Source organism: Guptibacillus hwajinpoensis, assembly GCF_005144865.1.
Classification (GTDB): Bacteria; Bacillota; Bacilli; order Bacillales; family Guptibacillaceae; genus Guptibacillus; species Guptibacillus hwajinpoensis_A.
In genome coordinates this window covers 1-26,552 of sequence record NZ_SWFM01000007.1, presented here as the reverse complement: position 1 = coordinate 26,552, position 26,552 = coordinate 1, and the positions used below count along the sequence as shown (strand labels likewise).

The following is a 26,552-nucleotide window of genomic DNA, read 5'->3' as shown; positions in this document are numbered from 1 at the left end:
CACCTTCCGCTCCAATCAACTTTGATGTGTGGATACTTTCTTACAAAAACCCTATTTAAAAACAAAAATCTCTGAGAAATAAACCAAATTATTGAATACCACGTTAATAATAATGTACTGTAAATCTCTATGGAGCTTGAATGAAAATTCAAGCTCTATTTATTTTTAGGTTGATATGTGTATTGGGCATGAAGCGTTAAGTCGTCTTATTTGATATTAAATCAAATTTGGATTATATTAATTGATGAGTCAACTATTGACCCGTCAATTGATTAAGGAGGAAAGTTTTTGTCGAATCTATGTTCAGATGAAGGTAAGATATTATATCAGTTGAATGAGATATTTAAGCAGATTAGTCCTAAATTCGAAAAATGCACTGGTATCAGCCAGTCTCGCTTAGATCTTCTTCATAAGCTGTTTGAAGTGGACGAAACTAGCCAGACGGAGTTGCAGAAGGCAGTGAATATTGACTCTGCCGCTGTGACAAGACACTTAAAGCAACTTGAGGGAAAAGGCATGGTGACTCGTCGGAAAAACCCGAATGATAATCGATTCACTTTTGTAAGCTTAACGGATGAAGGTCGTGAAAGGATTGTTTCATTTCGAAAAGAAAAAGAGCAGTTTATCACAAAAGTATTAAGAGACTTTAGTGAAGAAGAACAAACTTCACTATCAAATATGCTTTCTCGTATACAAAAGAATGTAAAAGACATTCAATACTAACTAGAATACTCAGAAGGAGATTTTAAGAATGAATGCAACAAAAATCAATGACTTTAATGAAATTATCACTGGTCGCCGTTCAATCCGTCACTATGATTCATCAGTGAAAATTAGCAAAGAAGAAATGACGGAAATATTAACAGAAGCTACTCTTGCTCCATCTTCAGTTAATCTTCAACCATGGCGATTTGTGGTTATTGATAGCGAGGAAGGGAAAGCTACATTAGCACCACTTGCTAAATTTAATCAGACTCAGGTCGAAACGTCTTCAGCAATGATTGCTGTTTTTGTTGACATGAATAGCTTGGACTACGCAGATGAGATCTACGATTCTGCTGTACAAAAAGGATACATGCCTGCAGAAGTAAGAGATCGACAGCTTCCTGCTATTAAAGGTTTATTAGAAACTATGTCCCCAGAACAATTCAAAGAAATGAATGTAATCGATGGTGGTTTGGTTTCGATGCAATTAATGCTAACAGCACGTGCACATGGTTATGATACAAATCCGATCGGTGGTTATGAAAAAGACCAAATTGCTGAAGCTTATGGTATGGACAAAGACCGCTATTATCCGGTTATGTTGATTTCGATTGGTAAAGCTGCAGATACGGGTTATCAATCCGTGCGCTTACCAATTGAGTCTATTACAGAATGGAAATAAAACGATAGAAATGAGGAATGAAACGATGATTATTACACATGCAGGACTACAAATTAACAAAGCAAAAGAAGAAGCATTTCTTGAAGAAGTTCGCACTCTTGTTGATGAGTCTAGAAAAGAAAAAGGTAACATCTCTTACACTCTTATGAAAGACGTTGAACAAGAAAATGCATATACAATGGTAGAAATTTGGGAGAGCCTTGATGCAGTAGAGGAACATGGAAAAAGCAAGCACTTCAAAGCTTTCGTTGAGAAAGCACCAGAATATTTGGTTGCTCCATTAGAAGTGAAAAGCTATGAAGGTAATGAAGTAAAAAGATAATACTAAGTTAAAAAGCTTGTAGGGAAAGTCTAGACTTTCCCTACAAGCTTTTTAATTTTAATCTACCGCAACTTCATCTACCCCATTATATACCGCCAGACATCTTTAAATACATTAGCGTGGTACAGGGTTTTAACAACTACGAGTAAAACAGGGCCAATGATTAAGCCGAGAAACCCCAGGACCTGAAACCCTACAAATAAAGCGATTAACGTAGCAAGAGGGTCTAGACCAATGTTAGATGACAGTACCTTTGGTTCCATTACTTGCCGTTGGATAACCACAACGCCGTATAGAATCGATAGGCCAATGGTTAACCCGTAATTTCCTGTAAGGAAAGAATAAATCATCCAGGGAACAAAAATTGCACCAGTTCCAAGATACGGAAGAAGATCCACGAAACCTATGATTATTGCAATCGTGATAGCGTAATCTACTCTTAGTATAATTAAACCAACGAGAACGATAACTGCTGTCATAGAGATTAGCGTCAGCTGGGCTTTAAGGAACCCGAATAATGCTCTTCTTAAATCGACATAAACAGTTCCTATGCTTTTCTGAACATCTGTTGATACTTTTTTCTTCACCCAATTAATAAATTTGTACCAGTCCTTACTGATGAAAAAGGTAGCAAGCATTGAAAAGACAAGGACTGTTAATATTGTTGGTAAGCTCACAATTAATGAACGAATTCCTTCTACAAGAGACTGGAGAATGTTTGTGACGGTTGCTGTTACCGTCGTACCTATAGATTGAATATTATCAATAACGGTTGTTTGCTGGTCTTTGTTCAAATCCTTAAATAGATCTTCAAGTTGATTGTAGAGCGGCATTACATGTGAAACAAACAGATCTTCAACGAATAAGACAATCTCTTGAAAGTTTCCCGGAAGTACATTTGCTATATATACAATTCCCTGCACAATTTCGTTAACAAGAAGGGCAATGAATGCTGCAAGAACACCGATCAGAAACAGAATCGATAGCGCAACAGAAAGTGGCCTTGGGATTTTTCCTCTTCTTTCTAGAAGATCAACCATCGGATTTATAAGAAATGCAAGGAAAAGTGCAATGACGAACGGAAATGCTAGGTGCCAGATATAATAACTTGCGATCAAGGTAAGAATAATAATAGCAATCACTAATAAGAAACGAAGAAATCTATGTACGTATTTCCAGTTCATCTGGAACCTCCTTCTATAGCTTTTCCTATATATTACACCTCGTGATTCCATACAAGCAATCGTATGTTTTCTGATTTCGTGCTTAATTCGCAAAAGTTTGTTATGCTAAAGTAGTTCTGTTAATGTGAAAGAGGGAACAATATGACTATAATTTCTCAGTCCTCCATATTCCTACTTATCTTACTCGGCATCGCACTGATTGCAAAGAATAGTTCGCTTATTATTGCGGTTGCTTTTCTACTTATTGTGAAAGTGGTTGGACTAGGTGACAGGTTATTTCCTATCATTCAATCCAAAGGAATTTCCTGGGGAGTTACCATTATCACGATTGCGGTTCTTATCCCAATTGCAACAGGCGAGATAGGTTTCAAGCAACTTGGTGAAGCTGTAAAGTCCTCATATGCTTGGATTGCAATGGCATCTGGGATTTTTGTTGCGGTAATCGCTTCAAAAGGGATTGTTTTACTACAAAATGATCCTCACATTACTACGGCTCTTGTATTTGGTACAATACTTGCTGTAGCAGTCTTCCAAGGAATAGCTGTCGGACCGCTCATTGGTGCTGGTATTGCATATATGGCTATGAAAATTGTCGAACTTTTCACCTGAACAACCGTTCAGACAAGCGATTTAACGGTATATCACCTTTCCTGTTACCGCATAATTAGACAACCTGAGAAAAAAAGGAATGGACGAAATCATGCATATTCATTCACAAATATCAGAGAATTGTTTATAATGAGAACTGACGCACCATCTTTGTACATAGGTTCTTATTTTTTTGGAGCGTTTTAAAAGCGTTATCAAAGCAGAATTTTTAGAAAATACTAGAGCCAATAATATGGAAAAGGAGAGGGAAACGTATGACGACTACTCGCGGATTAGAAGGCGTAGTTGCAACAACATCATCGATTAGTTCCATTGTAAATGACGTTTTAACATATAGAGGATACAACATCGATGACCTCGCTATGAATGCTAGTTTTGAAGAGGTAATTTATTTATTATGGAATGATAAACTTCCAAATAAAGCAGAACTTGATAAGTTCACTGCTGAGCTCGCAGAAAATGCGACAATTCCTAAAGAAATTGTTAGTCAAATGAAAGCTTATCCTATTGATAAAGTACACCCAATGGCTGCTCTTCGTACAGCTGTGTCTACACTTGCACTTTATGATGAGGAAGCAGACGATATGAGCGAAGAAGCAAACTATCGTAAAGCGATTCGCTTACAGGCGAAAATCCCTACGGTTGTAACTGCTTTTTCACGCATTCGTGAAGGGAAAGATCCTGTTGAGCCAAAGAAAGATCTAAGTTTTGCTGCTAACTTTTTGTATACGCTAACAGGAGAATTACCAGAAGATGTAGCTGTAACAGCAATTAATAAGGCTCTTGTTCTTCATGCTGATCACGAGTTAAATGCATCAACATTTACAGCTCGCGTATGCGTGGCTACGCTTTCAGATATGTATTCCGGTGTAACGGCTGCTATTGGTGCACTTAAAGGACCACTTCACGGTGGTGCTAACGAGCGAGTGATGGCTATGTTAAGTGAAATTGATAGCGTCGACAATGTAGAACCTTACTTGCAGAACGCTTTTGAGAATAAAGAAAAAATTATGGGCTTTGGACACCGTGTATACAAAACGGGAGATCCTCGTGCGAAACATTTAAGAGAAATGTCTCGTAAACTAACTGAGCTAACTGGAGAAACAAAGTGGTACGAGATGTCTACTAAAATGGAAGAAGTCGTTACGAATGAAAAGGGACTTCCACCAAACGTAGATTTCTACTCTGCATCTGTTTATCATAGCCTTGGTATTGATCACGACTTGTTCACACCACTATTCGCAGTAAGCCGTGTATCAGGGTGGATTGGGCACATTCTTGAACAATACAGCAACAACCGCTTAATTCGTCCACGTGCCGAATATGTTGGTTCAACAAACCAGACTTATGTGAGTGTTGAAGATCGATAGAAAAGAGATGGGAAGAGATTATCTTCCCTTTTTTCAAAGATAAGTATATTCAATAGGAGGAATTTATAATGGCAAATGGAGAGAAGATTACCGTAAATAATGGGGTACTAAACGTTCCAGATCATGCAATCATTCCATTTATTGAAGGAGACGGCACAGGTCCTGATATTTGGGCAGCTGCATCTAAAGTTCTTGAAGGGGCAGTAGATAAAGCGTACGGCGGTAAAAAGAAAATCGTATGGAAGGAAGTATACGCTGGTCAAAAGGCATTTGATAAAACAGGTGAATGGCTACCAGCTGATACCCTTGATGCGATTCGAGAATACATAATTGCGATTAAAGGACCTCTAACAACTCCAGTAGGAGGGGGCATCCGCTCTCTTAACGTTGCCCTTCGTCAGGAATTGGATTTGTTTACATGCCTTCGTCCTGTTCGTTACTTTAAAGGTGTTCCTTCACCAGTAAAACGTCCTGAAGACACGGATATGGTCATTTTCCGTGAAAATACCGAAGACATCTATGCTGGAATTGAATTCCAAAAAGGCACGGATGAAGTTAAGAAAATCATCTCATTCTTACAGGATGAAATGGGCTCTAAGAATATTCGTTTCCCTGAAACATCAGGTATTGGTATTAAGCCTGTATCTGAAGAAGGCACAAAGCGTCTTGTACGTGCAGCAATTCAATATGCACTTGATGAAGGCCGGAAAAATGTAACGCTTGTTCATAAAGGTAATATTATGAAATTTACAGAAGGTGCATTCAAAAACTGGGGCTATGAAGTTGCTGAGCAAGAATTCGGTGATAAAGTCTTCACTTGGGCTGAGTATGACCGCCTTGTTGAAGAAAAAGGCAAGGATGCTGCGAACGAAGCACAGTCAAAAGCGGAAGCAGAAGGCAAGCTGATTGTGAAAGATTCCATTGCAGATATCTTTTTGCAACAGATCCTTACTCGTCCAGCTGAGTTCGATGTAGTAGCAACAATGAACTTGAACGGTGATTATGTTTCTGATGCTCTAGCAGCACAAGTTGGCGGAATTGGTATTGCTCCTGGAGCAAATATTAACTATGAAACTGGACATGCTATTTTCGAAGCTACTCATGGTACTGCTCCGAAATATGCAGGTCTTGATAAAGTAAACCCTTCATCTGTGATCCTTTCTGGTGTTCTAATGCTTGAACACATTGGATGGGGAGAAGCGGCGAAGCTTGTTCTTGATTCAATGGAGAAAACAATCGCTAATAAGGTTGTAACGTATGACTTTGCTCGTCTTATGGATGGAGCAACAGAAGTGAAAACTTCGGAGTTTGGCGACGAATTAATCAGCAACATGGAGCAAGATTAGGCACTTAAGAACTGGATTAAAGGAGTGGATTACAAATGACAATGAAACGCAAAAAAGTTTCCGTTATCGGTGCTGGTTTTACTGGCGCAACTACAGCTTTTTTACTAGCTCAAAAAGAGCTTGCTGATGTCGTGCTTGTAGACATTCCGAATCAAGAAGGTCCTACAAAAGGTAAAGCACTCGATATGTTTGAAGCTAGCCCTGTACAAGGATTTGATTCTAAAATTACAGGTACTTCAAACTACGAGGATACAGCTGATTCAGACATTGTTGTAATCACTGCAGGTATCGCTAGAAAACCCGGAATGAGCCGAGATGATCTGGTTAATACTAATGCTAAGATAATGAAAAGCGTAACGAAAGAAATTGTGAGATATTCGCCTAACACCATAATTGTTGTTCTAACAAATCCGGTTGATGCGATGACTTACACAGTTTACAAAGAGTCTGGTCTTCCTAAAAACCGTGTAATTGGTCAATCAGGCATTCTAGATTCTGCGCGTTTCCGTTCATTTATTGCTGAAGAACTTAACTTATCAGTTAAAGATATTACTGGTTTCGTTCTTGGTGGTCATGGGGATGATATGGTACCACTTGTACGCTATTCGTTTGCGGGAGGGATCCCTCTTCAAAGTCTTATTTCTGAAGAACGTCTTGAAGAAATTGTGGAACGTACGCGTAAAGGTGGCGGAGAAATCGTTAGTCTGCTAGGCAATGGTAGTGCCTACTATGCGCCAGCAGCTTCCCTTGTTGAAATGACTGAGGCAATATTGAAAGATCAGCGCCGTGTTCTTCCTACAATTGCTTATCTTGAGGGAGAGTATGGCTACGATGGACTTTACCTTGGTGTCCCAACAATCCTTGGTGGAAGTGGTATTGAAGAAATTATCGAATTAGATTTAACTGCTGATGAGAAGAAAGAGCTAGATAAGTCAGCTGACTCTGTTCGTAAAGTATTGACAGTATTAAGCTAAATAAGAAGATCCGGTGCAAGCCGGATCTCTTTTTACACAAAAACAGAAAGCGCTTTCTTACGTGAAGGGGGAGTAGCTATGCTTTTAGGAAAAAAACGAAAAATAGGTCGTATGATTGAAGAGATAACTGCAGGAGAAAAGCTTGAAGTGACAGAGAAGATAGAAGATCGTGATCTACTCTTATATCTTGGACTTTCAAATGATAACAACCCTCTGTTCATTCAACATGATTATGCATCTATGACACCATTCAAAAAACCTATCGTCCCACAGATTATGCTTCTTGCGATTGTAACTGGTGCGATATCTAAATACCTACCTGGACCAGGTAGTAGTATTAAAAAGAATGAAGTAACATATGACAATCCTGTCTATCACTATGAGACTGTACACTTCCAGTTTGAAGTGATTGAGGTTTCAAGGGAAGCTCATGAAGTTATTATTCATGTAGCAGGTACAAATGAAGCTGGTGATTCGGTTCTTGAAGGTAAGTTTACAGTCTGTCCACCATATCCAGTTAAGTCATTAACCCAAACAACATCATTTGATAATTTTTAAGAGCCTAATTAGGGCTCTTTTTTTGTGAGGATGTATAGGAGTAAGCGCTTTAAATAGAGCATAAAGCAAGTTCTTCTTTTTCCTTAACGAAATAAATAGTATGATGAGTGTATTCAGGCTAAAATAAAAACATATACCTGACTTTCGGTATCGGCATTGATGAATGGGGAAATTCGTTAGGGGGATTTTACAATGAGTCAAAAAATTCTAGTTGTCGATGATGAAATATCAATTTTGACATTGCTTCAATTTAATCTTGAACAGGCAGGTTATGAGGTTGTAACAGCTGAAAATGGAGCTGAAGCTCTTGAAGTTGTTTTGGCTGAAAAGCCCAAATGCATCATTCTTGATCTAATGTTACCTGAAATGGATGGATTAGAAGTATGTAAAGAATTAAGGCAACGTCATATTCACACACCTGTTCTTATGCTTACCGCTAAGGACGACGAATTTGATAAGGTACTCGGTCTCGAACTTGGGGCTGATGATTATATGACTAAACCATTTAGTCCAAGAGAGGTAGTTGCTCGTGTGAAAGCAATTCTAAGACGAGTGAAACAACTTGAGGAATCGAAAGCGGCTTCTGAAATGGAAGAGGAAGAGAAAATTCAAGTTGGCCAATTAGACGTTTATCCAAATAACTATGAAGCATTTTTCCAGGGCCAGATAATGGAAGTAACGCCAAAAGAGTTTGAATTACTTGTCTACCTTGTTCGTCACAAGGGACGTGTTCTGACGAGAGAGCAACTTCTAAGTGCAGTTTGGGATTATGATTTCGTTGGTGATACGAGAATTGTCGATGTTCATGTTAGTCATCTACGAGAGAAGATTGAACAAAACACCCGTAAACCTGAATATATTAAGACGATACGAGGACTCGGTTATAAGTTAGAGGAGCCCTCAATCTAATGAAAAAGTTTCGCTCGCGGTTTCTTAATGCCCAGTTTGTTATCCTCTTCTTTGTATTTTTAATCATGATTGTCTTTCTAGGAAATTTATTTGAGGGAATCTTATTCGAGGGTGCAAGTCAAGAAGCATTATCAAATATGTGGCTTACTTTAATTATCTCATTTGCAACGGCTTTTTTCATTATTATATACATAAGCCTGCGCATCTCTACTCAGCTAACCAAGCCTCTTGAAGGTGCGTTGAAAGTTGCGAATGAGCTTGCTTCTGGAAATTTTCAGGCAAGGACTTACGAGTATAAGCTTGATGAAACCGGACAATTAAGTCATGCGCTAAATATACTCGCTCGTAATTTGCAAAATATGACAACTTCATATGAAATGCAACAAAATCGATTAATGACGTTAATCGAGAACATGGATAGCGGGTTAATTCTGATTGATACAAAGGGTTATATTAACCTTGTGAATCGTTTTTATAAAGAAACATTTGGTATCCATGCTAATGAATATATTGATTCTCTTTATTATGAGGCACTTCCATATCGGGAAATCATAAGGCTTGTTGAGGAAACACTTCTGGTAGAGAAGACAGTGAGGAAACAGGTTGAGCTTCAAGTAGGGATTGAGATTCGTCACTTTGACGTTTCAGGAGCGCCAATTCTTGATCATGGTGATAAATTAAAAGGCGTCGTGCTTGTTTTCCACGATATTACTGAACTGAAAAAACTTGAACAAATGCGTAAAGATTTTGTTGCAAATGTTTCGCATGAATTGAAAACTCCAGTTACTTCATTAAAAGGATTTGCTGAGACATTATTAGATGGTGCGATGGAAAACAAAGCATTTCGCACAAGGTTTCTTACGATCATTCTCAATGAAAGTGATCGTCTTCAAAGCCTAATTCAAGATTTATTAGATTTATCAAAAATGGAACAAAAGCATTTTTCGCTAAACTGGCAAGACGCAGATTTACAAGAAATTATAGATGATTGTTTGCTTATGACTAAGAGCAAGGCGGATAAGAAGAGCATAGAATTATCTGTGGAATATGAAGGTAATCTTAATATTAAAGGTGATATTCACCGGTTAAAACAGGTTTTTCTTAATTTAATTGCTAATAGCCTCACTTATACCCAAGAAAATGGCAAAGTTAATATTATGGTTAAAGAAACAAACGAAACCGTTAACTTTATTATATCTGATAACGGCATCGGGATAAGTAAAGAGGAAATACCTCGAATATTTGAACGGTTTTATCGTGTTGATCGGGCAAGGAGTAGAAATTCAGGTGGAACGGGGCTTGGTCTTGCGATTGTAAAACACCTTATTGAGGCACATAACGGAAAAATTCAAGTGGATAGTGAACCTGGAAAGGGAACAACATTCCGAATTTCGCTATTAAAGAAACGCAAATTTTAAGATTTACGTTTTCTTTACACTTTGTTTATATGTGCTTTAAACTATTTCTGTAAAGTAACAATTGACCCCTTCATCATGACGAGAGCATGTTTTTGAGACGAGTTTATCTCGTCTCCTTTTTTTATGGTTTAAGAAAGTCATTGTTATTATCTTTGTTTATTGCGCGTTTCCTTGTTTACTGTATTTATGAACTCATCGCTTGTTTTTCTTTCTTTTTGCCAACGTGGTAAAATGAATAAAGCAGGCGTTTTTTATTTGCTTTGAAGAGACGTCAATTGCATTAGAACGGGAGGCTTTCTATTGAAGAATAAACTTGTACTAATTGATGGAAACAGTATAGCGTACCGTGCGTTTTTTGCACTACCACTGTTAAATAACGATAAAGGCGTTTACACAAACGCTGTACTTGGCTTTACAACGATGCTTCTAAAAATTATTGAAAATGAGTCGCCCACACATATGCTTGTTGCATTTGATGCTGGTAAAACAACGTTTCGGCACAAAACGTATACCGAGTATAAGGGTGGCCGTCAGAAGACCCCTTCTGAATTAAGTGAACAATTCCCTGTTATTCGTGAAGTTCTTGATGTATTTGATATCAAGCGTTATGAAATTAAAGATTATGAAGCCGATGATATTATCGGTACAGTGTCATTACTTGCAGATAAAGAAGATTGGGATGTCAAAATTTATTCGGGAGATAAAGACCTTCTTCAACTTGTTTCTAAGAATGTTCATGTTGCTTTAACCCGAAAAGGTATCACTGATATTGATACATATGATCCGGCGTTTCTAAATGAAAAATATGGACTTACGCCAGATCAAATAATCGATATGAAAGCTTTGATGGGTGATAATTCCGATAACATTCCTGGCGTACCTGGGGTAGGCGAGAAAACCGCGCTTAAACTATTAAAACAGTTTGGAACGGTAGAAGCAGTATATGAATCACTCGATGAGGTTTCAGGAAAGAAATTAAAAGAAAAGCTAGAAGAGAATCAAGATAAAGCGATGATGAGCAAAGAGCTTGTAACCATTTTTAAAGAAACTCCACTTGATCTAGAGATTAAGGATTTGGCGTACAGCGGATTTGAGCGTGACGCTGTTGCAGCATTATTTAGTGATCTTGGCTTCAAGTCTCTACTTAACCGCATTGGGGCTGAAGAAGTAGAGGGTGAAACTGAAATTGATGAATTAGCTTTTGAAACACTTGAACAAATAGAAGAACATCATTTAGTCAGCCCTTCAGCAATGATTGTAGAAGTGATGGAAGAAAATTATCATAATGCGGAAATTCAAGGGTTCTCTATTATTAACGAGAATGGGAATTTCTATCTTCCTACTGACCTCGCTATGTCTTCAGACTTATTCAAAACTTTTCTCGAAGACCAATCACAGAAAAAATGGGTCTTTGATGCAAAGCGCGCTGTTGTTGCCCTTGGATGGAAGGGAATTGCGTTAAAAGGAATTACGTTTGATTTAGTTATTGCATCGTATCTGCTCAATCCCTCTGAATCAACCCATGACTTATCAGCCATTTCAAGACGGGAAGGCTTTTCAATCGTTTCATCTGATGAGACAGTTTATGGAAAAGGGGCTAAGCGGAAGCAACCTGAAGAAAACGAACTTGCTGATCATCTTGTTAGAAAAGCCTATGCAGTCTATCAGTTGAAGGAAACGCTTGAAGAGCAGCTTAGAAAGAATGAACAATTCGAGCTATTCCAAGATCTTGAAATGCCTTTAACCCTAGTGCTTGGAGAGATGGAAACAAAAGGTGTTTCTGTCGATACAAAGTTCCTTGAGAAAATGGGCGAAGAGTTAAACAAAAAGCTTACCGCTATCGAAGCTCGCATTTTCGAGCTAGCTGGTACGGAATTCAATATTAATTCTCCTAAACAATTAGGTGAGGTTCTTTTTGACAAACTCGAACTTCCTGTTGTCAAGAAAACGAAGACGGGATATTCTACTTCAGCTGATGTACTTGAAAAGCTTGAGAGCAAGCATGAAGTTATACCAGAGATTCTTCTATATCGCCAGCTTGGAAAGTTGAACTCAACGTACGTTGAGGGACTACTCAAAGTTATTTATTCTGATACTGGTAAAATCCATACGCGATTTAATCAGGCATTAACGCAAACAGGACGATTAAGTTCGACAGATCCTAATCTACAAAACATTCCAATTCGTCTTGAAGAAGGACGCAAAATAAGAAAAGCTTTTGTTCCTTCAACGAGCAATTGGGTCATGTTTGCTGCTGATTATTCTCAAATTGAATTGCGAGTTCTTGCTCACATTGCTAAAGATGAGAATTTAATTGAGGCATTCCAAAATGGTGAAGATATCCATACCAAAACAGCGATGAATGTATTTGACGTTGAGAAAGATGATGTCACTTCAGACATGAGAAGACACGCGAAAGCAGTAAACTTTGGTATTGTTTACGGAATCAGTGACTATGGACTTTCACAAAGCATTGGCATATCAAGGAAAGAAGCGGGAGAATTTATAGATCGTTACCTTGAAAGTTTTCCAGGAGTAAAAAGGTATATGGAAGATGTTGTTTCAGAAGCGAAGCAAGATGGCTTTGTTTCGACATTGATGCAAAGAAGAAGGTATCTTCCTGAAATCAACTCTAGAAACTTTAATCAGCGAGGATTCGCTGAGCGAACAGCAATGAACACACCGATTCAGGGGACAGCTGCAGACATTATTAAGCTAGCTATGGTTCAAATGGATACACGTCTTAAAGAAGAGAATCTTCAGGCACGTATGCTACTTCAAGTGCACGATGAACTAATCTTTGAAGCACCTGAAGAGGAGATTGAAACGTTAAAACGTATCGTACCCGAAGTGATGGAATCTGCGATCAAACTTGATGTACCTTTGAAGGTTGATTATGAGTATGGCTCCACTTGGTATGATGCGAAGTAGGCATCAAAGGAGAGGGAGATATGCCGGAGTTACCAGAAGTAGAAACGGTAAAACGAACATTAGAAGAATTAATTGTAGGTAAGAAAATTACCGATATTATTGTGAAATGGCCCAAAATTATTAAGAGGCCAGATGATGTTGAGGAATTCAAATTGAAAGTAATAGGACAGTCGTTCAAAGGTGTTGAGCGAAGAGGAAAGTTCTTAAAGCTTTTTCTTGAAGAAGATGTAATTGTTTCGCACCTTCGGATGGAGGGCAAATATCGAATGAGTCAATCTGATGAAGAAGCTGATCATCATACACATGTTTTCTTTGTCTTTGATGATGGAACAGAGCTTCGTTACCACGATGTGCGAAAGTTTGGCACTATGCATTTGTTCCCGATTGGAACAGAAGAATCAGTATTGCCACTTGCGCAGCTAGGTCACGAGCCTTTTTCTCCTCAGTTTACTGTCGATGTATTAAGAGGGGGATTTAGGAAAACAACTCGTAAAATAAAAACAGTGCTACTCGATCAAACTCTAGTCGTTGGATTAGGCAACATCTATGTAGATGAGGCACTCTTTAAGGCGGGAATTCATCCTGAGCGAATTGCTTCAACGCTTAATGAACGTGAAATTGAGCGTCTCCATTTTGAAATTGTAGACACACTAAGGGAAGCTGTAAATAAAGGTGGTAGTACAATTCGTTCCTATGTAAACAGCCAGGGGAAAATAGGTACTTATCAGGACAATCTGTTTGTTTACGGACGATCTGGACTGGAATGTAAGACTTGTAACCATTTACTTGAGAAAATTGTGGTTGGTGGACGTGGCACTACTTATTGTCCAGTATGCCAGGTGAATGAGTAACTCGTAGCGTTGGATGGGCTCCTTTCATATACTATCTAAGATTTCAGTATGGAAGGAGTTCGCCAATGTACTGGGTTTCTCTTTTTTTCTTAGCGTTTGCTGTTAGTGTTGACGGTTTTGGAGTTGGCTTAACATATGGCTTACGAAGGATGAAAATTCCTTTTAAGTCGATTCTAATCATTTCAATTTGCTCGGCGGTCTCCATGTTGATCGCAATGGGATTTGGATCTATCCTACAGCTATGGATATCAGATATTGCGGCTCAGCGTGTAGGGGGGTTTATTCTTATTGCTTTGGGTGCCTGGGTATTGTACCAAATGTTCCGTAAGACTAAAGATGGAGAAAGAACGGTTTCAGAGCGTATTCTTCTTCATTATGAAATTCGTTCCCTCGGTGTTGTCATCAGTATTTTACGAAAACCGACGACAGCCGATTTTGATGATTCTGGAACAATAACAGGAATTGAAGCGATTATGCTTGGTGCTGCCCTTTCTCTAGATGCGTTTGGGGCAGGTGTGGGAGCTTCTATGATTGGTTATTCTCCCATTGAAACATCAATTCTCATTGCATGTATGAGTTCGTTTTTTGTTTTACTCGGTCTTAAGTTCGGAAATGTTGCGTCTTCTATTAAGTGGATGGATAAATTATCGTACTTACCTGGATGTTTATTAATTATTCTGGGCTTCATGAGGATGTAGCCCTCGAGGAGGATACAATGGATATAGGACTTACCGGTGGAATTGCTAGTGGAAAAAGTACTGTAGCAGATATGATCAGAAACCATAACATACCAATCGTTGATGCAGATGTTATTGCTAGGCAGGTTGTAGAACCGGGTGAGTCCGCATTAGAAGAGATCTTTCTGTCATTTGGTTCAGAAATGAAAGCAGAAGATGGAGGACTTGATCGAAAAAGGTTAGGTTCTGTTATTTTTAACAATGAGGATAAGCGTAAACTTCTCAATAGTATCTTACATCCGGCTATTCGAAAACGTATGCTTGATGAGGTAGCTTCTTATAAAAAACAAGGAGAACCTCATGTTGTGCTTGATATTCCTCTTCTATATGAAAGTGAATTGAATCATTTGGTCGAACGAACGCTTCTTGTATACGTTGACCCTTCAACACAGTTGAAGAGATTAATGGAACGAGACGGAAGTACTGAACAAGAAGCTACCGAGAGAATTCAATCACAAATGCCAATAGAGAAGAAGAAAGAACTAGCGGATGCAGTAATTGATAACACAGGATCACTAAAAGAATCTGAAGATCAGCTAGTTCATGTTCTAAGAAAGTGGCAAATTATCTAGAGAAGGTTCTTTCGAAATGATTAAGGTTTTTGTTTTAGAAATTCACATATCGAAGTTGATTGGAGCGGAAGGAGGCTCACCGCCCGCCCCACGGAAAGCGAGCATCCTGGAGCACAAATCAACCGCTCTCCTAAGGCAACAATGTTTCTGTAAAAAATGTAGAAAAAAACACGTCATTTGACGTGTTTTTTTGTTTCTTCATAGCTTGTTTTGTAGACGATAAACCAGATAAGTACTTTTATGCGGAAATAGTGTAAATATATCTTTTCATTCGCATATTATATGTTATACTAATTTTGTGATGGGGGAATTCAGTATAACACATATATGGCAGGAGGAACGCTGGATGAACACAAGAATAGCGATTAATGGCTTTGGAAGAATTGGGCGTATGGTTTTTAGAAAGGCAATTATGGATGAGGATTTGGAAGTAGTAGCAATTAACGCTAGCTATCCGCCGGAAACGCTCAGCCATTTAATTAAATACGATAGCATTCATGGTACGTTTGATGGAGAGGTTACTCCTTTTGAGAACGGTATCAAGATTAATAATAAAAAAGTAGTGGTGTTAAACAACCGAGATCCGAAAAACCTCCCGTGGAAAGAAATGGGAATTGATATTGTTATTGAAGCAACAGGTAAATTCCGCACACGAGAAGAAGCAGCTTACCATCTCGATGCAGGTGCAACGAAAGTAATTATTACAGCGCCAGGGAAAAATGAAGATCTAACGATTGTAATGGGCATTAATGAAAGCGAATACAATGGAGAAGAACATCATGTATTGTCAAACGCTTCGTGTACAACAAACTGTCTTGCTCCTGTTGTGCAAGTACTTGATAAATCGTTCGGAATTGTTTCGGGCATGATGACGACTGTCCATGCTTATACGAATGATCAGAAAAACATTGATAATCCACATAAAGATTTAAGAAGGGCTCGAGCATGTGGACAGTCTATTATTCCAACCTCTACAGGTGCAGCGAAGGCGATATCGAAAGTTCTCCCGCACCTTGAAGGGAAATTAAACGGGATGTCTTTACGAGTACCTACGCCAAATGTGTCACTTGTAGATCTTGTTGTTGATTTGGAGAAGGACGTAACAGTTGACCAGGTTAATGACGCTTTAAAAGCTGCATCAGAAGGACCACTACGTGGTATTCTTGCTTATTCTGACGAACCACTTGTATCAATTGACTATAATGGAAATGATCACTCATCCATCATTGACGGACTTTCAACTATGGTTGTTGAGAATAAGAAAGTTAAAGTTCTAGCATGGTACGATAATGAGTGGGGATACTCTTGTCGAGTTGTCGATATGGCTAAATATGTGGGGGAAAAGATACCCGGGAGACTGAAAGTCAGCGTATAATCAAATATATAAGAAAAAAGCGGGAGTGCAACACTTCCGCTTTTTATATTGATTAGATATAGGCGTTTAAAATTGAATTTGTGGATATACTCTAAATATAGCTAGGGAGATACTTCTGGTAAGGTTCTTGTTTCTATTGGCACTGGGTACTAAGAAGGAAGACTTAATTTTTTGTTGCAAATCTATTTTAAAAGCATTATACTATTTTTCGTGAACTTCTTTTATAGCAATTTGGCATTGGAAACTACTTAAAGGGTTAGGACCTCATCGGACTAACTTTCCCCCGTGGTGGATTTTCAATACCGCATGCTGACCTACGCATGAGTAAATTTAAAGGGGGAATTTTGCTATGGATACAATGGGACGTCACGTTATCGCCGAACTATGGGGCTGTGACATTGAAAAACTTAACAACATGAAATTAATTGAAGAAACGTTTGTAGAAGCTGCTCTTAAGTCTGGTGCAGAGGTTCGTGAAGTAGCATTTCATAAATTTGCACCACAGGGTGTTAGTGGTGTTGTCATTATTTCTGAATCACATCTAACGATCCATAGTTTTCCTGAACATGGCTATGCAAGCATTGATGTATACACATGTGGTGATCTTGATCCTAACGTTGCAGCTAATTATATTGCTGATGCTCTTGGAGCAGACACACGTGAGAACATTGAGCTTCCACGAGGCATGGGTCCAGTGAAACCGAAAGTTAGAGAAGAGCAATCAGCGTTTACTTCATAATAATACAACGAATAAAAAGGGTGCCTCTGGCGCCCTTTTTTTTATATTATTTGTAATAATTAGTCAGCATCACATGAATCTTCATTCCGCTCAATTGATTTATCATTCAATTATTGCTATTCTTAAAAAAAATAGAGGAGGACAAGGGTGGGAATTAAAGACTTTTTTAGCAATCGTTCTGAGACAAGTGAAAGGCATCCCAATGATGCATTGAAGACTCATTATTTTAAAGCAACTAAGGAACAGGCTTTTACTGAAGCCAAAGCCGTTCTTCAGAAACATTATAAAGGTGAGATTGTTACAAATTCTCCTGAGCGCGGAGAATTCGTCTTTCAAGTTAAATCACCTAAGAAAGCACTAATTGTTGTCACGGTAGTATCAGTTCGTGCTTACAAAACAGCAGTTGATTTTTCAGTTTCAACTGAGACGCCACTACCGGTTGATTTCGGATATAGCAAGAAAGTAATAGGTACAGTATACAATGACCTTCAAAATAACTTAACGTTAATCGGCACTGGTATTTCTGAACAATTTTAGAGATAGATGTGTAGCAGCGCATTGTATGCTAAAATAGAAGGTAGAAATCTTGTTCGTTTAGTGGAGATGATCTAATGCGTTGTCCCAACTGCAATCAGAATGGTACTAGAGTGCTTGATTCAAGGCCGGTTCATGAAGGTCGGTCGATCCGCAGACGCCGGGAATGTGAATCATGTACGTATCGATTTACAACATTTGAAACAGTTGAAGAAATACCGCTTATTGTTGTTAAAAAAGAAGGAACTAGAGAAGAGTTTAGCAGGGATAAAATTCTTAGAGGTTTAATTAAAGCCTGTGAGAAACGACCTGTACCACTTGAGACTCTAGAAACAATTGTAAATGAAATTGAACGAGATCTACGTAATCAAGGAGCATCAGAAATTAGCAGTGATGTCGTTGGCGAGCTCGTTATGGATCAATTGGCAAAAGTAGATGAAGTTGCCTACGTTCGATTTGCTTCCGTCTATCGTCAATTCAAGGACATTAATGTATTTATTCGGGAGTTAAAAGATTTAATTAACAGAGCAGAGTAACGAAGGGGAGCTTAATGTAAGCTCTTTTTTTGTACGTTAATACACTTCTCGTTAAAAATAATAGCCTGTTTTCGTAGTTATTGTTGTTATTAAAAGATTTATCTTTAGAGAACTCCACTCAGCTGAATGGTGCTGTAGGTGCTCGACTCCTAACGGGGCAGGTAAGACCCCACTGGAGCGCAAATCAATCACTATTCTTATAGCAACAAAGTTTACCAAAACAGCCGAAAAAAGATTAAGTTTTAAAATTCACGAGAGAATAAAAAGGTGAAGCATATGCATTGGAAAGAACTACTACCTGTCGATACACTTCAGGTTGAAGCGGCAGGACTCTTACATGAATATGACAGACGAGTACTTACTCTTTTATATCAACCTTTGATTGGAGCAGGTGCATACAGTCTTTATATGACCCTTTGGAGTGCCCATGAGCAGAAAGATACACTTGTTACAAAAATGACTCATCACAACTTATTACTTATGATGAGGTGGGACTTAAAGAGAATACTTGAAGAACGTAGAAGATTAGAAGGAATTGGATTATTGAAAACCTATTTGAAGTCCGGGGACGATCAAAGGCACTTCACATATGAGTTGCAACCACCTCTTACGCCGGAACGTTTCTTTAATGATGGCGTACTCAACATCTATTTGTATAACAGGCTTGGTCGAAACAGGTACAATGACCTGAAACAATACTTTACTGTTGATAAACTAAATCCCAATGAGTACAGTGATATTACCGCTTCATTCAATGAGGTTTATGACTCTTTACACCCCTCTGAAATGACATCGTTAAATGAGGAAGATGAGGATCATCAAGCTATTGAGAAACGAAATGAGAATAAAGGGCTCATATTCACTTCGTCTCAATTTGACTTTGAGGTGATGAAACAGCATATCTCTGATATGATTGTATCAGATCGAATGTTAACCGATAATGTTAAAAAGACAATAGAGCGCCTTGCTTTCGTTTATAAAATAGAACCGTATGAAATGGGTCGTATTGTCGAACAAGCGGCCATTCATCATGAAGAATTATCTGATGACCTTTTACGTAAAGAGGTTAGCAGTTGGTTTGCTCTTGAAAATCGTGGTAAAGTACCAGCTCTTCAATACAGGCGTCAGCCTGCTTCATTACAGGAATTTCATACAAAAGAGCCTGTCACAGAAGAGGAAAAAGCAGCTCAGCGATATGAGCAAATGACACCTTACGATATCCTGCAGCGTGCTGCGGAAGGCGGAAAACCATCTGAAGCCGATATGAAATTGGTTGAGCGTATTATGGATGAGCAAAAGCTAACCCCAGGCGTTATGAACGTCCTTCTTGATTTTATTCTTGAAACTCAAGACAAGAAACTGTCCAAAAACTATGTTGAAAAGTTTGCGAGTCATTGGGCTAGAGCGAGGGTAAAGACAGTTAGAGAAGCGATGAACCTTGCTATTAAGGAACTTCAGCAGCCTGCTAAGACAAAGGGCAAGGCTGGAAATTCCAATAATCGAGGAAAATCTACAGCTAGGAAAGATAAAGTTCCGGAATGGATTTCTGATCAGAAGGAACCGGATATGTCTCAGGAAGAGCGATCTGAAAAACAGGACCAGCTTAAGAAGATGTTGAGTAAATACAAAAAATAAGTAGCTTAAAGCGGGGTGAAGTGGGATGGAATCCATCCAGGAATCATTTAATAAAATGCCTGGTAATAAAAAATTCCAACAGCAATATCAGGAAATGAAAAAGGCGATTATGGCAGATGCTGATATTCGTGCCTTCATCGATGAGCATGATGAGATTGATGATAAAATGGTTGATCGAAGCCTGGCCAGGCTTTATGAATATACAACTCAGGCGAAACGATGTGAGGGATGTCCAGGACTTACAAACTGTATTAATATGATGCAAGGTTATGAGCCTGAGTTATTTATCAATCGTTCGGTGATTGATATACGTTACAATCGCTGCCCCACTAGAATTGAAGAAGAGAAGAACAAGAAGCGGAATGAGATGATTCAAAGTTATTACATTCCAAAGGAAATTCTCCAAGCTACATTCGCTGACTTAGACGATGAAGACCCTGTGCGTGTTGAAGCAATAGGCACGGCGATTCAGTATGTAGAAGACTTTGTACCTGGAGAAACATCGAAAGGTCTTTATATACACGGTGGATTTGGAGTAGGGAAAACGTTTATCCTAGGAGCAATCGCTAATCAACTTGCAAAAGATAAAGGCGTACGTTCCCAGTTTATCTATACTCCTGACTTTTTCCGTCAGATGAAGAGTGCGATACAAGATCAGTCTATTGATGCAAAACTTGATTATCTGAAAGAAACACCGCTATTAATTCTTGACGACATCGGAGCGGAGAATATTTCTAGCTGGGTTCGTGATGATATTTTGGGCGCTCTTCTTCAATACCGAATGACAGAAGGCCTTCCAACCCTCTATTCTTCCAATTTAGATTATAGTTTACTTGAAGAGCACCTTGCTTACTCTCACAAGAGTGGGATAGAAGAAACGAAAGCAAAACGAATTATGGAACGAATTAAGCACTTTACAACACCAGTCTTTCTTGAAGGAAAAAACCGAAGAACATAATGTCCTCCTGCTGGAGGGCTTTTTTTTATACTTCTATACATGATTTCCTAACAATGACCATATAGATTTTAATGAGAAGATGGACAGGGGGGAAAGCATTGGTTTCGATAACATTTAGTGATCTAGAAGACTTTCAATTTATGACTGCTGAATTAAATAAGGTTGAGGGCCCTAAGCGGATGAAATGTGATGTAGAAGCTATGATCGTATCCTTTGCCATTGAGCCATACGATACAAAAATGTGTTATCGTATTTCCCAGTGCCTTGCTCGATGTGTGAGCTCCACCTATGAGAAGCGTTGGATGGAGCAGCTTCTTGAGTCCACTTATTACTTTCAAGATCAAGATGAAATTGCGGAGATCTCTGCGATTGCTAGAAGCATTGGTGACGGAAATAAAGATGATATACCAGGTGCTTCACGTTATTCGAATCGACGAGACTTGTTACTAGAAGCAGCGATATCTTGTATAGAGCAAGGTGGTACCATCTCATTTGATTCTTTCTTAAGATTTCGTACTGGGCCTTATCGTGCTCTACTAGCTACACTTATTGGAGAGGCGATCGATGAGTATAAATTAGAACAAGAATATCAAAATTTTGTCCAGGCATTAAGGCTCCTTCTTAAATCTAGAGAATCCGTTACGAAACGTGTTATTCTTGTTTTTGATGGAAGCTACCGTTTGTACAATGCGACAGGAAATGTTCTTACATCCAATCAAGATTTAAAGTTTGAGGAGCTTCCGAAAGGTCTCAGTGTGGATGACATTGATCCTGAAATCCTGTTGCCGTTACTTGTTACTGCTCCAGAAGAAATATACTTATATACAGATCATAACGAAGAGGGTCTCGCTCAAACAATCCAGAACGTATTTGAAGAGCGGTTATATTTTTTTCCTTATCGTATGTCTAAAATACTTTTTTCAGGCAATCATTAAAATAGGCTTGATTTTCATAAGTACACTACTTATAATACCTACATACACGCATATACGTTATTGTTACGATAAGGACATGAGATGTTCTGTCAGCTTTCAGAGAGGGAAGGAACGGTGAGAACTTCCCAGCGAGACAAACATTCTTACCACCTTTGAACTCTGCCCTGGAAATAGGGTAGCGTTTCTGCTACGTTACAGCAGTCTGAGCCGTATAGGGTGTTCTCTATGCGGGAAGCAGGGTGGAACCACGAGATTAACACTCGTCCCTTTTGGGATGAGTGTTTTTTATATGCAAAAAAGGAGTGAAGAAGCATGGCTGAATTGGTTAAAATTACGTTTCCTGATGGTTCTGTAAAGGAATTTAATAAAGGAACAACAACTGAAGATATTGCAAGTTCGATTAGCCCAGGATTGAAGAAAAAAGCACTTGCTGGGAAGGTGAACGGAGTATTAGTTGATTTACGTCGCGGAATTGAAGAAGACGCTCAAATCGAGATTGTTACACAAGAAAGCGAAGATGGTCTTGAAGTACTTCGTCATAGTACAGCTCACCTTATGGCACAGGCAATTAAACGACTCTACAGTGATGTGAAACTTGGTGTAGGCCCTGTTATTGATAGTGGTTTCTACTACGATATTGATTGCTCTGTCTCTATTACACCCGAAGATCTTCCTAAGATCGAGAAGGAAATGAAGAAGATTATTAATGAAAATCTCGAAGTGAAGCGTATAGTGGTGAGCCGAGAAGAAGCTGAAAAAATGTTTAAAGAAATCGGCGATGACCTTAAATTGGAGTTACTTGAAGCGATTCCAGCGGATGAACAAGTAACAATCTATGAGCAAGGTGAATTCTTCGACCTTTGCCGTGGACCGCACGTGCCTTCTACTAGTAAAATTAAGGCCTTTAAATTACTTTCTATTGCTGGTGCTTACTGGCGCGGAGATAGTGATAATCAAATGCTTCAACGTATTTACGGAACTGCATTTCCTAAACAATCTCAAGTTGAAGAATATCTTCACCTCTTAGAAGAAGCAAAGGAACGCGATCACCGTAAACTAGGTAAAGAATTAAAGCTTTTCACTATTTCTCAAGAAGTAGGACAAGGACTGCCAATCTGGTTACCAAGAGGGGCAACTATTCGCCGTACAATCGAACGGTATATTGTTGATCTTGAAGAACGTCTTGGATACAACCATGTTTACACTCCACACCTTGCGAATGTAGAGCTATACAAAACAAGCGGTCATTGGGAGCACTATCAAGACGATATGTATCCTCCAATGAAAATGGATGAAACAGAAGAGTTAGTACTTCGTCCAATGAATTGCCCGCATCATATGATGATTTACAAAAACGATCTGAAAAGCTATCGAGGCCTTCCATACCGTGTAGCAGAGCTTGGAACGATGCATCGTTATGAAATGTCAGGTGCACTTGCAGGCCTTCAACGCGTTCGTTCTATGACGTTAAATGATGCGCACATCTTCTGTCGTCCGGACCAGATCAAGCAAGAGTTTATTGAAGTTGTTGAACTCATCCAAGAAGTATACAAAGATTTTAGTATCAATGATTACTCCTTCCGTCTTTCTTACCGCGATCCAGAAGATAAAAAGAAATATATCGACAATGATGAGATGTGGGAAAAAGCCCAGAGAATGCTTAAAGAAGCAATGGACGACCTTAATGTTGAGTACGTTGAAGCAGAAGGGGAAGCAGCGTTCTACGGCCCTAAATTGGATGTTCAAGTGAAAACGGCTCTTGGGAAAGAAGAAACACTTTCCACTGTGCAACTTGATTTCTTACTCCCTGAACGTTTCGATCTATCTTACATTGGTGAAGATGGTAACCATCACCGTCCAGTTGTTATTCACCGTGGTGTTGTTTCAACAATGGAACGATTTGTTGCTTTCTTAATTGAAGAATACAAAGGTGCATTCCCAACATGGCTATCACCAGTGCAGGCTGAAATCATTCCTGTATCAGAAGTACACCTTGACTATGCGAAATCAGTTCAAAAGAAACTTCAACGTGCAGGTATTCGCGTAGAAGTAGATGAGCGTAATGAAAAAATCGGTTACAAAATCCGTGAAGCACAAATGCAAAAAATTCCTTATATGCTCGTAGTAGGGGATAAAGAGGTTGAAGGTGAAGCAGTTAATGTGCGTCGCTACAGCCAGCAGGATTCAGAGACTGTTTCTCTAAACGAATTCACTGCTAGAATTGAAGAAGAAATTAAAGACAAGAAGTAATGGAAAGCCGGCATAGATGCCGGCTTTTTTATTTATGGTGAAACAAATTTGCGAAAAACACTTGTCACCAAGGAAAAGATTCGTTATGATAATCAAGTGCACTTCGAAAGAATCTTATCACCTTGACATAGATTTGGTTAGCATGGTATACTGTCTTAGGTAATTAAATATCGGAAACAAAGCAAGCAGAAGCGCCCGCTTCTCACCTGATTGACGCCTAAATTGGTAGTTTGCAGGTACACTGTTCTTATAATTGTGTAATGTGTGGGTGCCGTATGCGCCGACGCTTTTTTTATGCTTTGAACCGAATATAAACCATTTAATGACATCATGTTAGATGATCATCATCGAACAATAACCATGGAGGTGGCTGATTATTAGTAGAGATATGAACGTCAATGAGGGCATTCGTGCTCGGGAAGTACGTCTTGTTGGTGCAGACGGAAACCAAATTGGTGTGAAATCCAAAAATGAGGCATTAGAAATGGCTCGAAACGCAAATCTTGATCTAGTTATGGTTGCTCCAAACGCGAAACCTCCAGTTTGTCGCATTATGGACTACGGAAAGTTCCGCTATGAGCAGCAGAAGAAAGATAAAGAAACGCGTAAGAAACAAAAGATCATTACCGTTAAAGAAGTTCGCTTGAGCCCGAATATTGAAGAACATGACTTCAATACGAAGCTTCGTAATGCACGTAAGTTTCTTGAAAAAGGCGATAAAGTGAAAGCATCGATCCGCTTCCGCGGTCGTATGATTACGCACTCTGATATCGGTAAAAAGGTGCTTGAGCATCTTGCAGAAGATTGCAAAGATATATCAACTGTTGAGTCCAAACCCAAAATGGAAGGGCGCAGCATGTTCCTAATCTTGGCACCTATCGCAGAAAAGTAATTCTTGAAGGAGGAACTCACTCATGCCAAAAATGAAATCTCACCGTGGAGCTTCAAAACGGTTTAAGAAAACTGGATCAGGTAAACTTAAGCGCAGCCGTGCTTACACTAGCCATATGTTCGGTAACAAGTCTCAAAAGCAGAAGCGTAAGCTTCGTAAAGCTTCTCTTGTTTCCGCAGGTGACTTCAAGCGCATTAAGACTCTAATCTACAACAAGAAGTAATCGGTTTTTATATTATTTAGACACAGAAATAGGAGGGGTTTAGTATGCCAAGAGTAAAAGGTGGCTACGTAACACGTCGCAGACGTAAAAGAACGTTAAAACTCGCAAAAGGATATTACGGATCTAAGTCTTTGCTTTTCAAAGTTGCTAATCAGCAAGTTATGAAATCAAACATGTACGCTTATCGTGACCGTCGCCAGAAAAAGCGCGACTTCCGTAAGCTTTGGATCACTCGTATCAACGCGGCAGCTCGTATTAACGGACTTTCTTACAGCCGTTTGATGTTTGGTCTTAAAACAGCTGGTATCGACATCAACCGTAAAATGCTTGCTGAGCTTGCAGTTAACGACGAAAAAGCGTTCACTGAACTAGCATCAAAAGCAAAAGAAAACTTGAAGTAAGTTTTTTAAAACCATTCTCATAAGTGAGAATGGTTTTTTTTATCATCAGGTAATAGGAGGTAATGCCACTATGGACGTTCTCACTCTTTTTCTGATCTATCTTATAATCATTAATAGTTGGAGTTTCATCGCAATGGGGGTAGATAAAAAGAGAGCGCAAAAACGCAAGCAAAGGATTGCTGAAAAAACGTTATGGCTCTTATTTATCATTGGAGGTAGCCTAGGTGGCTACATTGGGATGAAGAACTTTAGGCATAAAACGAAACATAAGCAATTTGTGTACGGAGTTCCTGCATTAATTGTTATTCATTTGCTACTATTAGGTGTATATGCTTACTTATTTATATAGGAAGAAAAAAACGCCGTATAGGGCGTTTTTTTGGTTTAGTTCAAGTGAATATCGGGACGGAACGGCCGCTTTCGCTTTTCGTGATCTAGCTGCGCAGGCCAAATCCTCCGGCTGTTTCGCCCCTTCAGATGAGACAAAAAGCGTCTCACCTTCACGGGCTCCAACATCCTGCGGATTTAAGCAGGCCTGCTCCGCTTTTCGTGTCTAGTTGCAGTGGGCAGGTCCTCGAGTCGCTTCAGGATTTCATCAGAACACAAAGAACGTGTTCTGATGAAATCCTTCCAGCGCTTGTCGGACCTAAACGCCCACTTCCGCTTTTCGTGTCTAGTTGCAGTGGGCAGGTCCTCGAGTCGCTTCAGGATTTCATCAGAACACAAAGAACGTGTTCTGATGGAATCCTTCCAGCGCTTGTCGAACCTAAACGCCCACTTCCGCTTTTCGTGTCTAGTTGCAGTGGGCAGGTCCTCGAGTCGCTTCAGGATTTCATCAGAACACAAAGAACGTGTTCTGATGAAATCCTTCCAGCGCTTGTCGGACCTAAACGCCCACTTCCGCTT

28 protein-coding genes and 1 other annotated feature are annotated in these 26,552 nt (G+C 39.2%); of the genes, 26 read left to right on the top strand and 2 right to left on the bottom strand.

What is annotated here, in order from left to right; genetic code table 11:
• Positions 1 to 288: 288 nt before the first annotated feature.
• From FBF83_RS17810 to FBF83_RS17800, 3 genes are read left to right on the top strand one after another with little or no spacing between them, the layout of a single operon-like run.
• Positions 289 to 723: a MarR family winged helix-turn-helix transcriptional regulator gene (locus FBF83_RS17810; protein WP_136948504.1), complete on the top strand. Its 435-nt coding sequence runs from the start codon at positions 289 to 291 to the stop codon at positions 721 to 723.
• Positions 724 to 751: 28 nt separating this feature from the next.
• Complete coding sequence (locus tag FBF83_RS17805) at positions 752 to 1,387, top strand: nitroreductase family protein (protein ID WP_136948503.1); 636 nt, start codon at positions 752 to 754, stop codon at positions 1,385 to 1,387.
• Positions 1,388 to 1,412: 25 nt separating this feature from the next.
• Positions 1,413 to 1,709: a putative quinol monooxygenase gene (locus FBF83_RS17800; protein ID WP_136948502.1), complete on the top strand. Its 297-nt coding sequence runs from the start codon at positions 1,413 to 1,415 to the stop codon at positions 1,707 to 1,709.
• A gap of 77 nt (positions 1,710 to 1,786) precedes the next feature.
• Here FBF83_RS17800 and ytvI read toward each other — a convergent pair whose 3' ends face one another.
• A complete protein-coding gene (ytvI, locus tag FBF83_RS17795; RefSeq protein ID WP_136948501.1) occupies positions 1,787 to 2,893 on the bottom strand; it encodes a sporulation integral membrane protein YtvI in 1,107 nt (368 codons plus the stop codon).
• A 141-nt stretch (positions 2,894 to 3,034) separates the two neighbouring features.
• Between ytvI and FBF83_RS17790 the strand changes: the two genes are divergently transcribed.
• From FBF83_RS17790 to FBF83_RS17680, 23 genes are all read left to right on the top strand, one after another.
• Positions 3,035 to 3,502: a DUF441 domain-containing protein gene (locus FBF83_RS17790; RefSeq protein ID WP_420875145.1), complete on the top strand. Its 468-nt coding sequence runs from the start codon at positions 3,035 to 3,037 to the stop codon at positions 3,500 to 3,502.
• Positions 3,503 to 3,756: 254 nt separating this feature from the next.
• Positions 3,757 to 4,872 (top strand): citrate synthase, encoded by a 1,116-nt coding sequence (gene citZ, locus FBF83_RS17785; RefSeq protein ID WP_136948500.1) that lies wholly within the window; start codon positions 3,757 to 3,759, stop codon positions 4,870 to 4,872.
• Positions 4,873 to 4,940: 68 nt separating this feature from the next.
• On the top strand, positions 4,941 to 6,218 hold the full coding sequence (icd, locus tag FBF83_RS17780; protein WP_136948499.1) for an NADP-dependent isocitrate dehydrogenase: 1,278 nt from the start codon (positions 4,941 to 4,943) through the stop codon (positions 6,216 to 6,218).
• Positions 6,219 to 6,253: 35 nt separating this feature from the next.
• The gene (gene mdh, locus FBF83_RS17775; protein ID WP_136948498.1) at positions 6,254 to 7,192 is read left to right on the top strand and encodes a malate dehydrogenase; all 939 of its coding nucleotides are present in this window, start codon (positions 6,254 to 6,256) and stop codon (positions 7,190 to 7,192) included.
• Positions 7,193 to 7,270: 78 nt separating this feature from the next.
• Positions 7,271 to 7,750: a MaoC family dehydratase gene (locus FBF83_RS17770; protein ID WP_136948497.1), complete on the top strand. Its 480-nt coding sequence runs from the start codon at positions 7,271 to 7,273 to the stop codon at positions 7,748 to 7,750.
• 192 nt (positions 7,751 to 7,942) lie between these two features.
• The gene (locus tag FBF83_RS17765; protein ID WP_136948496.1) at positions 7,943 to 8,659 is read left to right on the top strand and encodes a response regulator transcription factor; all 717 of its coding nucleotides are present in this window, start codon (positions 7,943 to 7,945) and stop codon (positions 8,657 to 8,659) included.
• Positions 8,659 to 10,077, top strand: a complete 1,419-nt coding sequence (pnpS, locus tag FBF83_RS17760) for a two-component system histidine kinase PnpS (RefSeq protein ID WP_136948495.1) — start codon at positions 8,659 to 8,661, stop codon at positions 10,075 to 10,077. Before FBF83_RS17765 ends, pnpS begins: the two co-directional genes overlap by 1 nt.
• Before the next feature lie 300 nt (positions 10,078 to 10,377).
• Entirely contained in the window at positions 10,378 to 13,008 is a 2,631-nt protein-coding gene (gene polA, locus FBF83_RS17755) for a DNA polymerase I (protein ID WP_136948494.1), read from the top strand.
• A gap of 20 nt (positions 13,009 to 13,028) precedes the next feature.
• Entirely contained in the window at positions 13,029 to 13,859 is an 831-nt protein-coding gene (mutM, locus tag FBF83_RS17750) for a DNA-formamidopyrimidine glycosylase (RefSeq protein ID WP_136948493.1), read from the top strand.
• A 65-nt stretch (positions 13,860 to 13,924) separates the two neighbouring features.
• Complete coding sequence (ytaF, locus tag FBF83_RS17745; RefSeq protein WP_136948492.1) at positions 13,925 to 14,557, top strand: sporulation membrane protein YtaF; 633 nt, start codon at positions 13,925 to 13,927, stop codon at positions 14,555 to 14,557.
• A gap of 17 nt (positions 14,558 to 14,574) precedes the next feature.
• Positions 14,575 to 15,168, top strand: a complete 594-nt coding sequence (gene coaE / locus FBF83_RS17740) for a dephospho-CoA kinase (RefSeq protein ID WP_240688146.1) — start codon at positions 14,575 to 14,577, stop codon at positions 15,166 to 15,168.
• Positions 15,169 to 15,514: 346 nt separating this feature from the next.
• Positions 15,515 to 16,543 (top strand): glyceraldehyde-3-phosphate dehydrogenase, encoded by a 1,029-nt coding sequence (locus tag FBF83_RS17735; protein WP_136948490.1) that lies wholly within the window; start codon positions 15,515 to 15,517, stop codon positions 16,541 to 16,543.
• 349 nt (positions 16,544 to 16,892) lie between these two features.
• Positions 16,893 to 17,282 carry an adenosylmethionine decarboxylase gene (gene speD, locus FBF83_RS17730; RefSeq protein ID WP_136948489.1) on the top strand — a complete coding sequence of 130 codons (390 nt, stop codon included), beginning with the start codon at positions 16,893 to 16,895 and terminating at the stop codon, positions 17,280 to 17,282.
• Positions 17,283 to 17,429: 147 nt separating this feature from the next.
• Positions 17,430 to 17,819, top strand: coding sequence for a cytosolic protein (locus tag FBF83_RS17725; RefSeq protein WP_136948488.1), 390 nt, complete (start codon positions 17,430 to 17,432; stop codon positions 17,817 to 17,819).
• Positions 17,820 to 17,893: 74 nt separating this feature from the next.
• The gene (gene nrdR / locus FBF83_RS17720) at positions 17,894 to 18,352 is read left to right on the top strand and encodes a transcriptional regulator NrdR (RefSeq protein ID WP_048312389.1); all 459 of its coding nucleotides are present in this window, start codon (positions 17,894 to 17,896) and stop codon (positions 18,350 to 18,352) included.
• Between the two features lie 276 nt (positions 18,353 to 18,628).
• Entirely contained in the window at positions 18,629 to 19,987 is a 1,359-nt protein-coding gene (locus FBF83_RS17715; protein WP_136948487.1) for a replication initiation and membrane attachment family protein, read from the top strand.
• Between the two features lie 25 nt (positions 19,988 to 20,012).
• Entirely contained in the window at positions 20,013 to 20,945 is a 933-nt protein-coding gene (gene dnaI, locus FBF83_RS17710; RefSeq protein WP_136948486.1) for a primosomal protein DnaI, read from the top strand.
• Positions 20,946 to 21,043: 98 nt separating this feature from the next.
• Positions 21,044 to 21,880 (top strand): putative sporulation protein YtxC, encoded by an 837-nt coding sequence (locus tag FBF83_RS17705; protein ID WP_169525614.1) that lies wholly within the window; start codon positions 21,044 to 21,046, stop codon positions 21,878 to 21,880.
• A 312-nt stretch (positions 21,881 to 22,192) separates the two neighbouring features.
• Positions 22,193 to 24,130, top strand: a complete 1,938-nt coding sequence (gene thrS, locus FBF83_RS17700; protein WP_136948484.1) for a threonine--tRNA ligase — start codon at positions 22,193 to 22,195, stop codon at positions 24,128 to 24,130.
• Positions 24,131 to 24,307: 177 nt separating this feature from the next.
• Positions 24,308 to 24,429 (top strand) — a sequence feature (ribosomal protein L20 leader region).
• Positions 24,430 to 24,518: 89 nt separating this feature from the next.
• Positions 24,519 to 25,022 carry a translation initiation factor IF-3 gene (gene infC / locus FBF83_RS17695; RefSeq protein WP_136948483.1) on the top strand — a complete coding sequence of 168 codons (504 nt, stop codon included), beginning with the start codon at positions 24,519 to 24,521 and terminating at the stop codon, positions 25,020 to 25,022.
• Positions 25,023 to 25,044: 22 nt separating this feature from the next.
• Entirely contained in the window at positions 25,045 to 25,245 is a 201-nt protein-coding gene (gene rpmI, locus FBF83_RS17690) for a 50S ribosomal protein L35 (RefSeq protein ID WP_048312400.1), read from the top strand.
• A 44-nt stretch (positions 25,246 to 25,289) separates the two neighbouring features.
• Complete coding sequence (gene rplT / locus FBF83_RS17685; protein WP_136948482.1) at positions 25,290 to 25,646, top strand: 50S ribosomal protein L20; 357 nt, start codon at positions 25,290 to 25,292, stop codon at positions 25,644 to 25,646.
• 70 nt (positions 25,647 to 25,716) lie between these two features.
• On the top strand, positions 25,717 to 25,995 hold the full coding sequence (locus FBF83_RS17680; protein WP_136948481.1) for a DUF1294 domain-containing protein: 279 nt from the start codon (positions 25,717 to 25,719) through the stop codon (positions 25,993 to 25,995).
• A gap of 176 nt (positions 25,996 to 26,171) precedes the next feature.
• Here FBF83_RS17680 and FBF83_RS21075 read toward each other — a convergent pair.
• Positions 26,172 to 26,552 (bottom strand): hypothetical protein (locus FBF83_RS21075; RefSeq protein ID WP_205665334.1); only part of this gene is annotated, 381 nt, incomplete at its 5' end.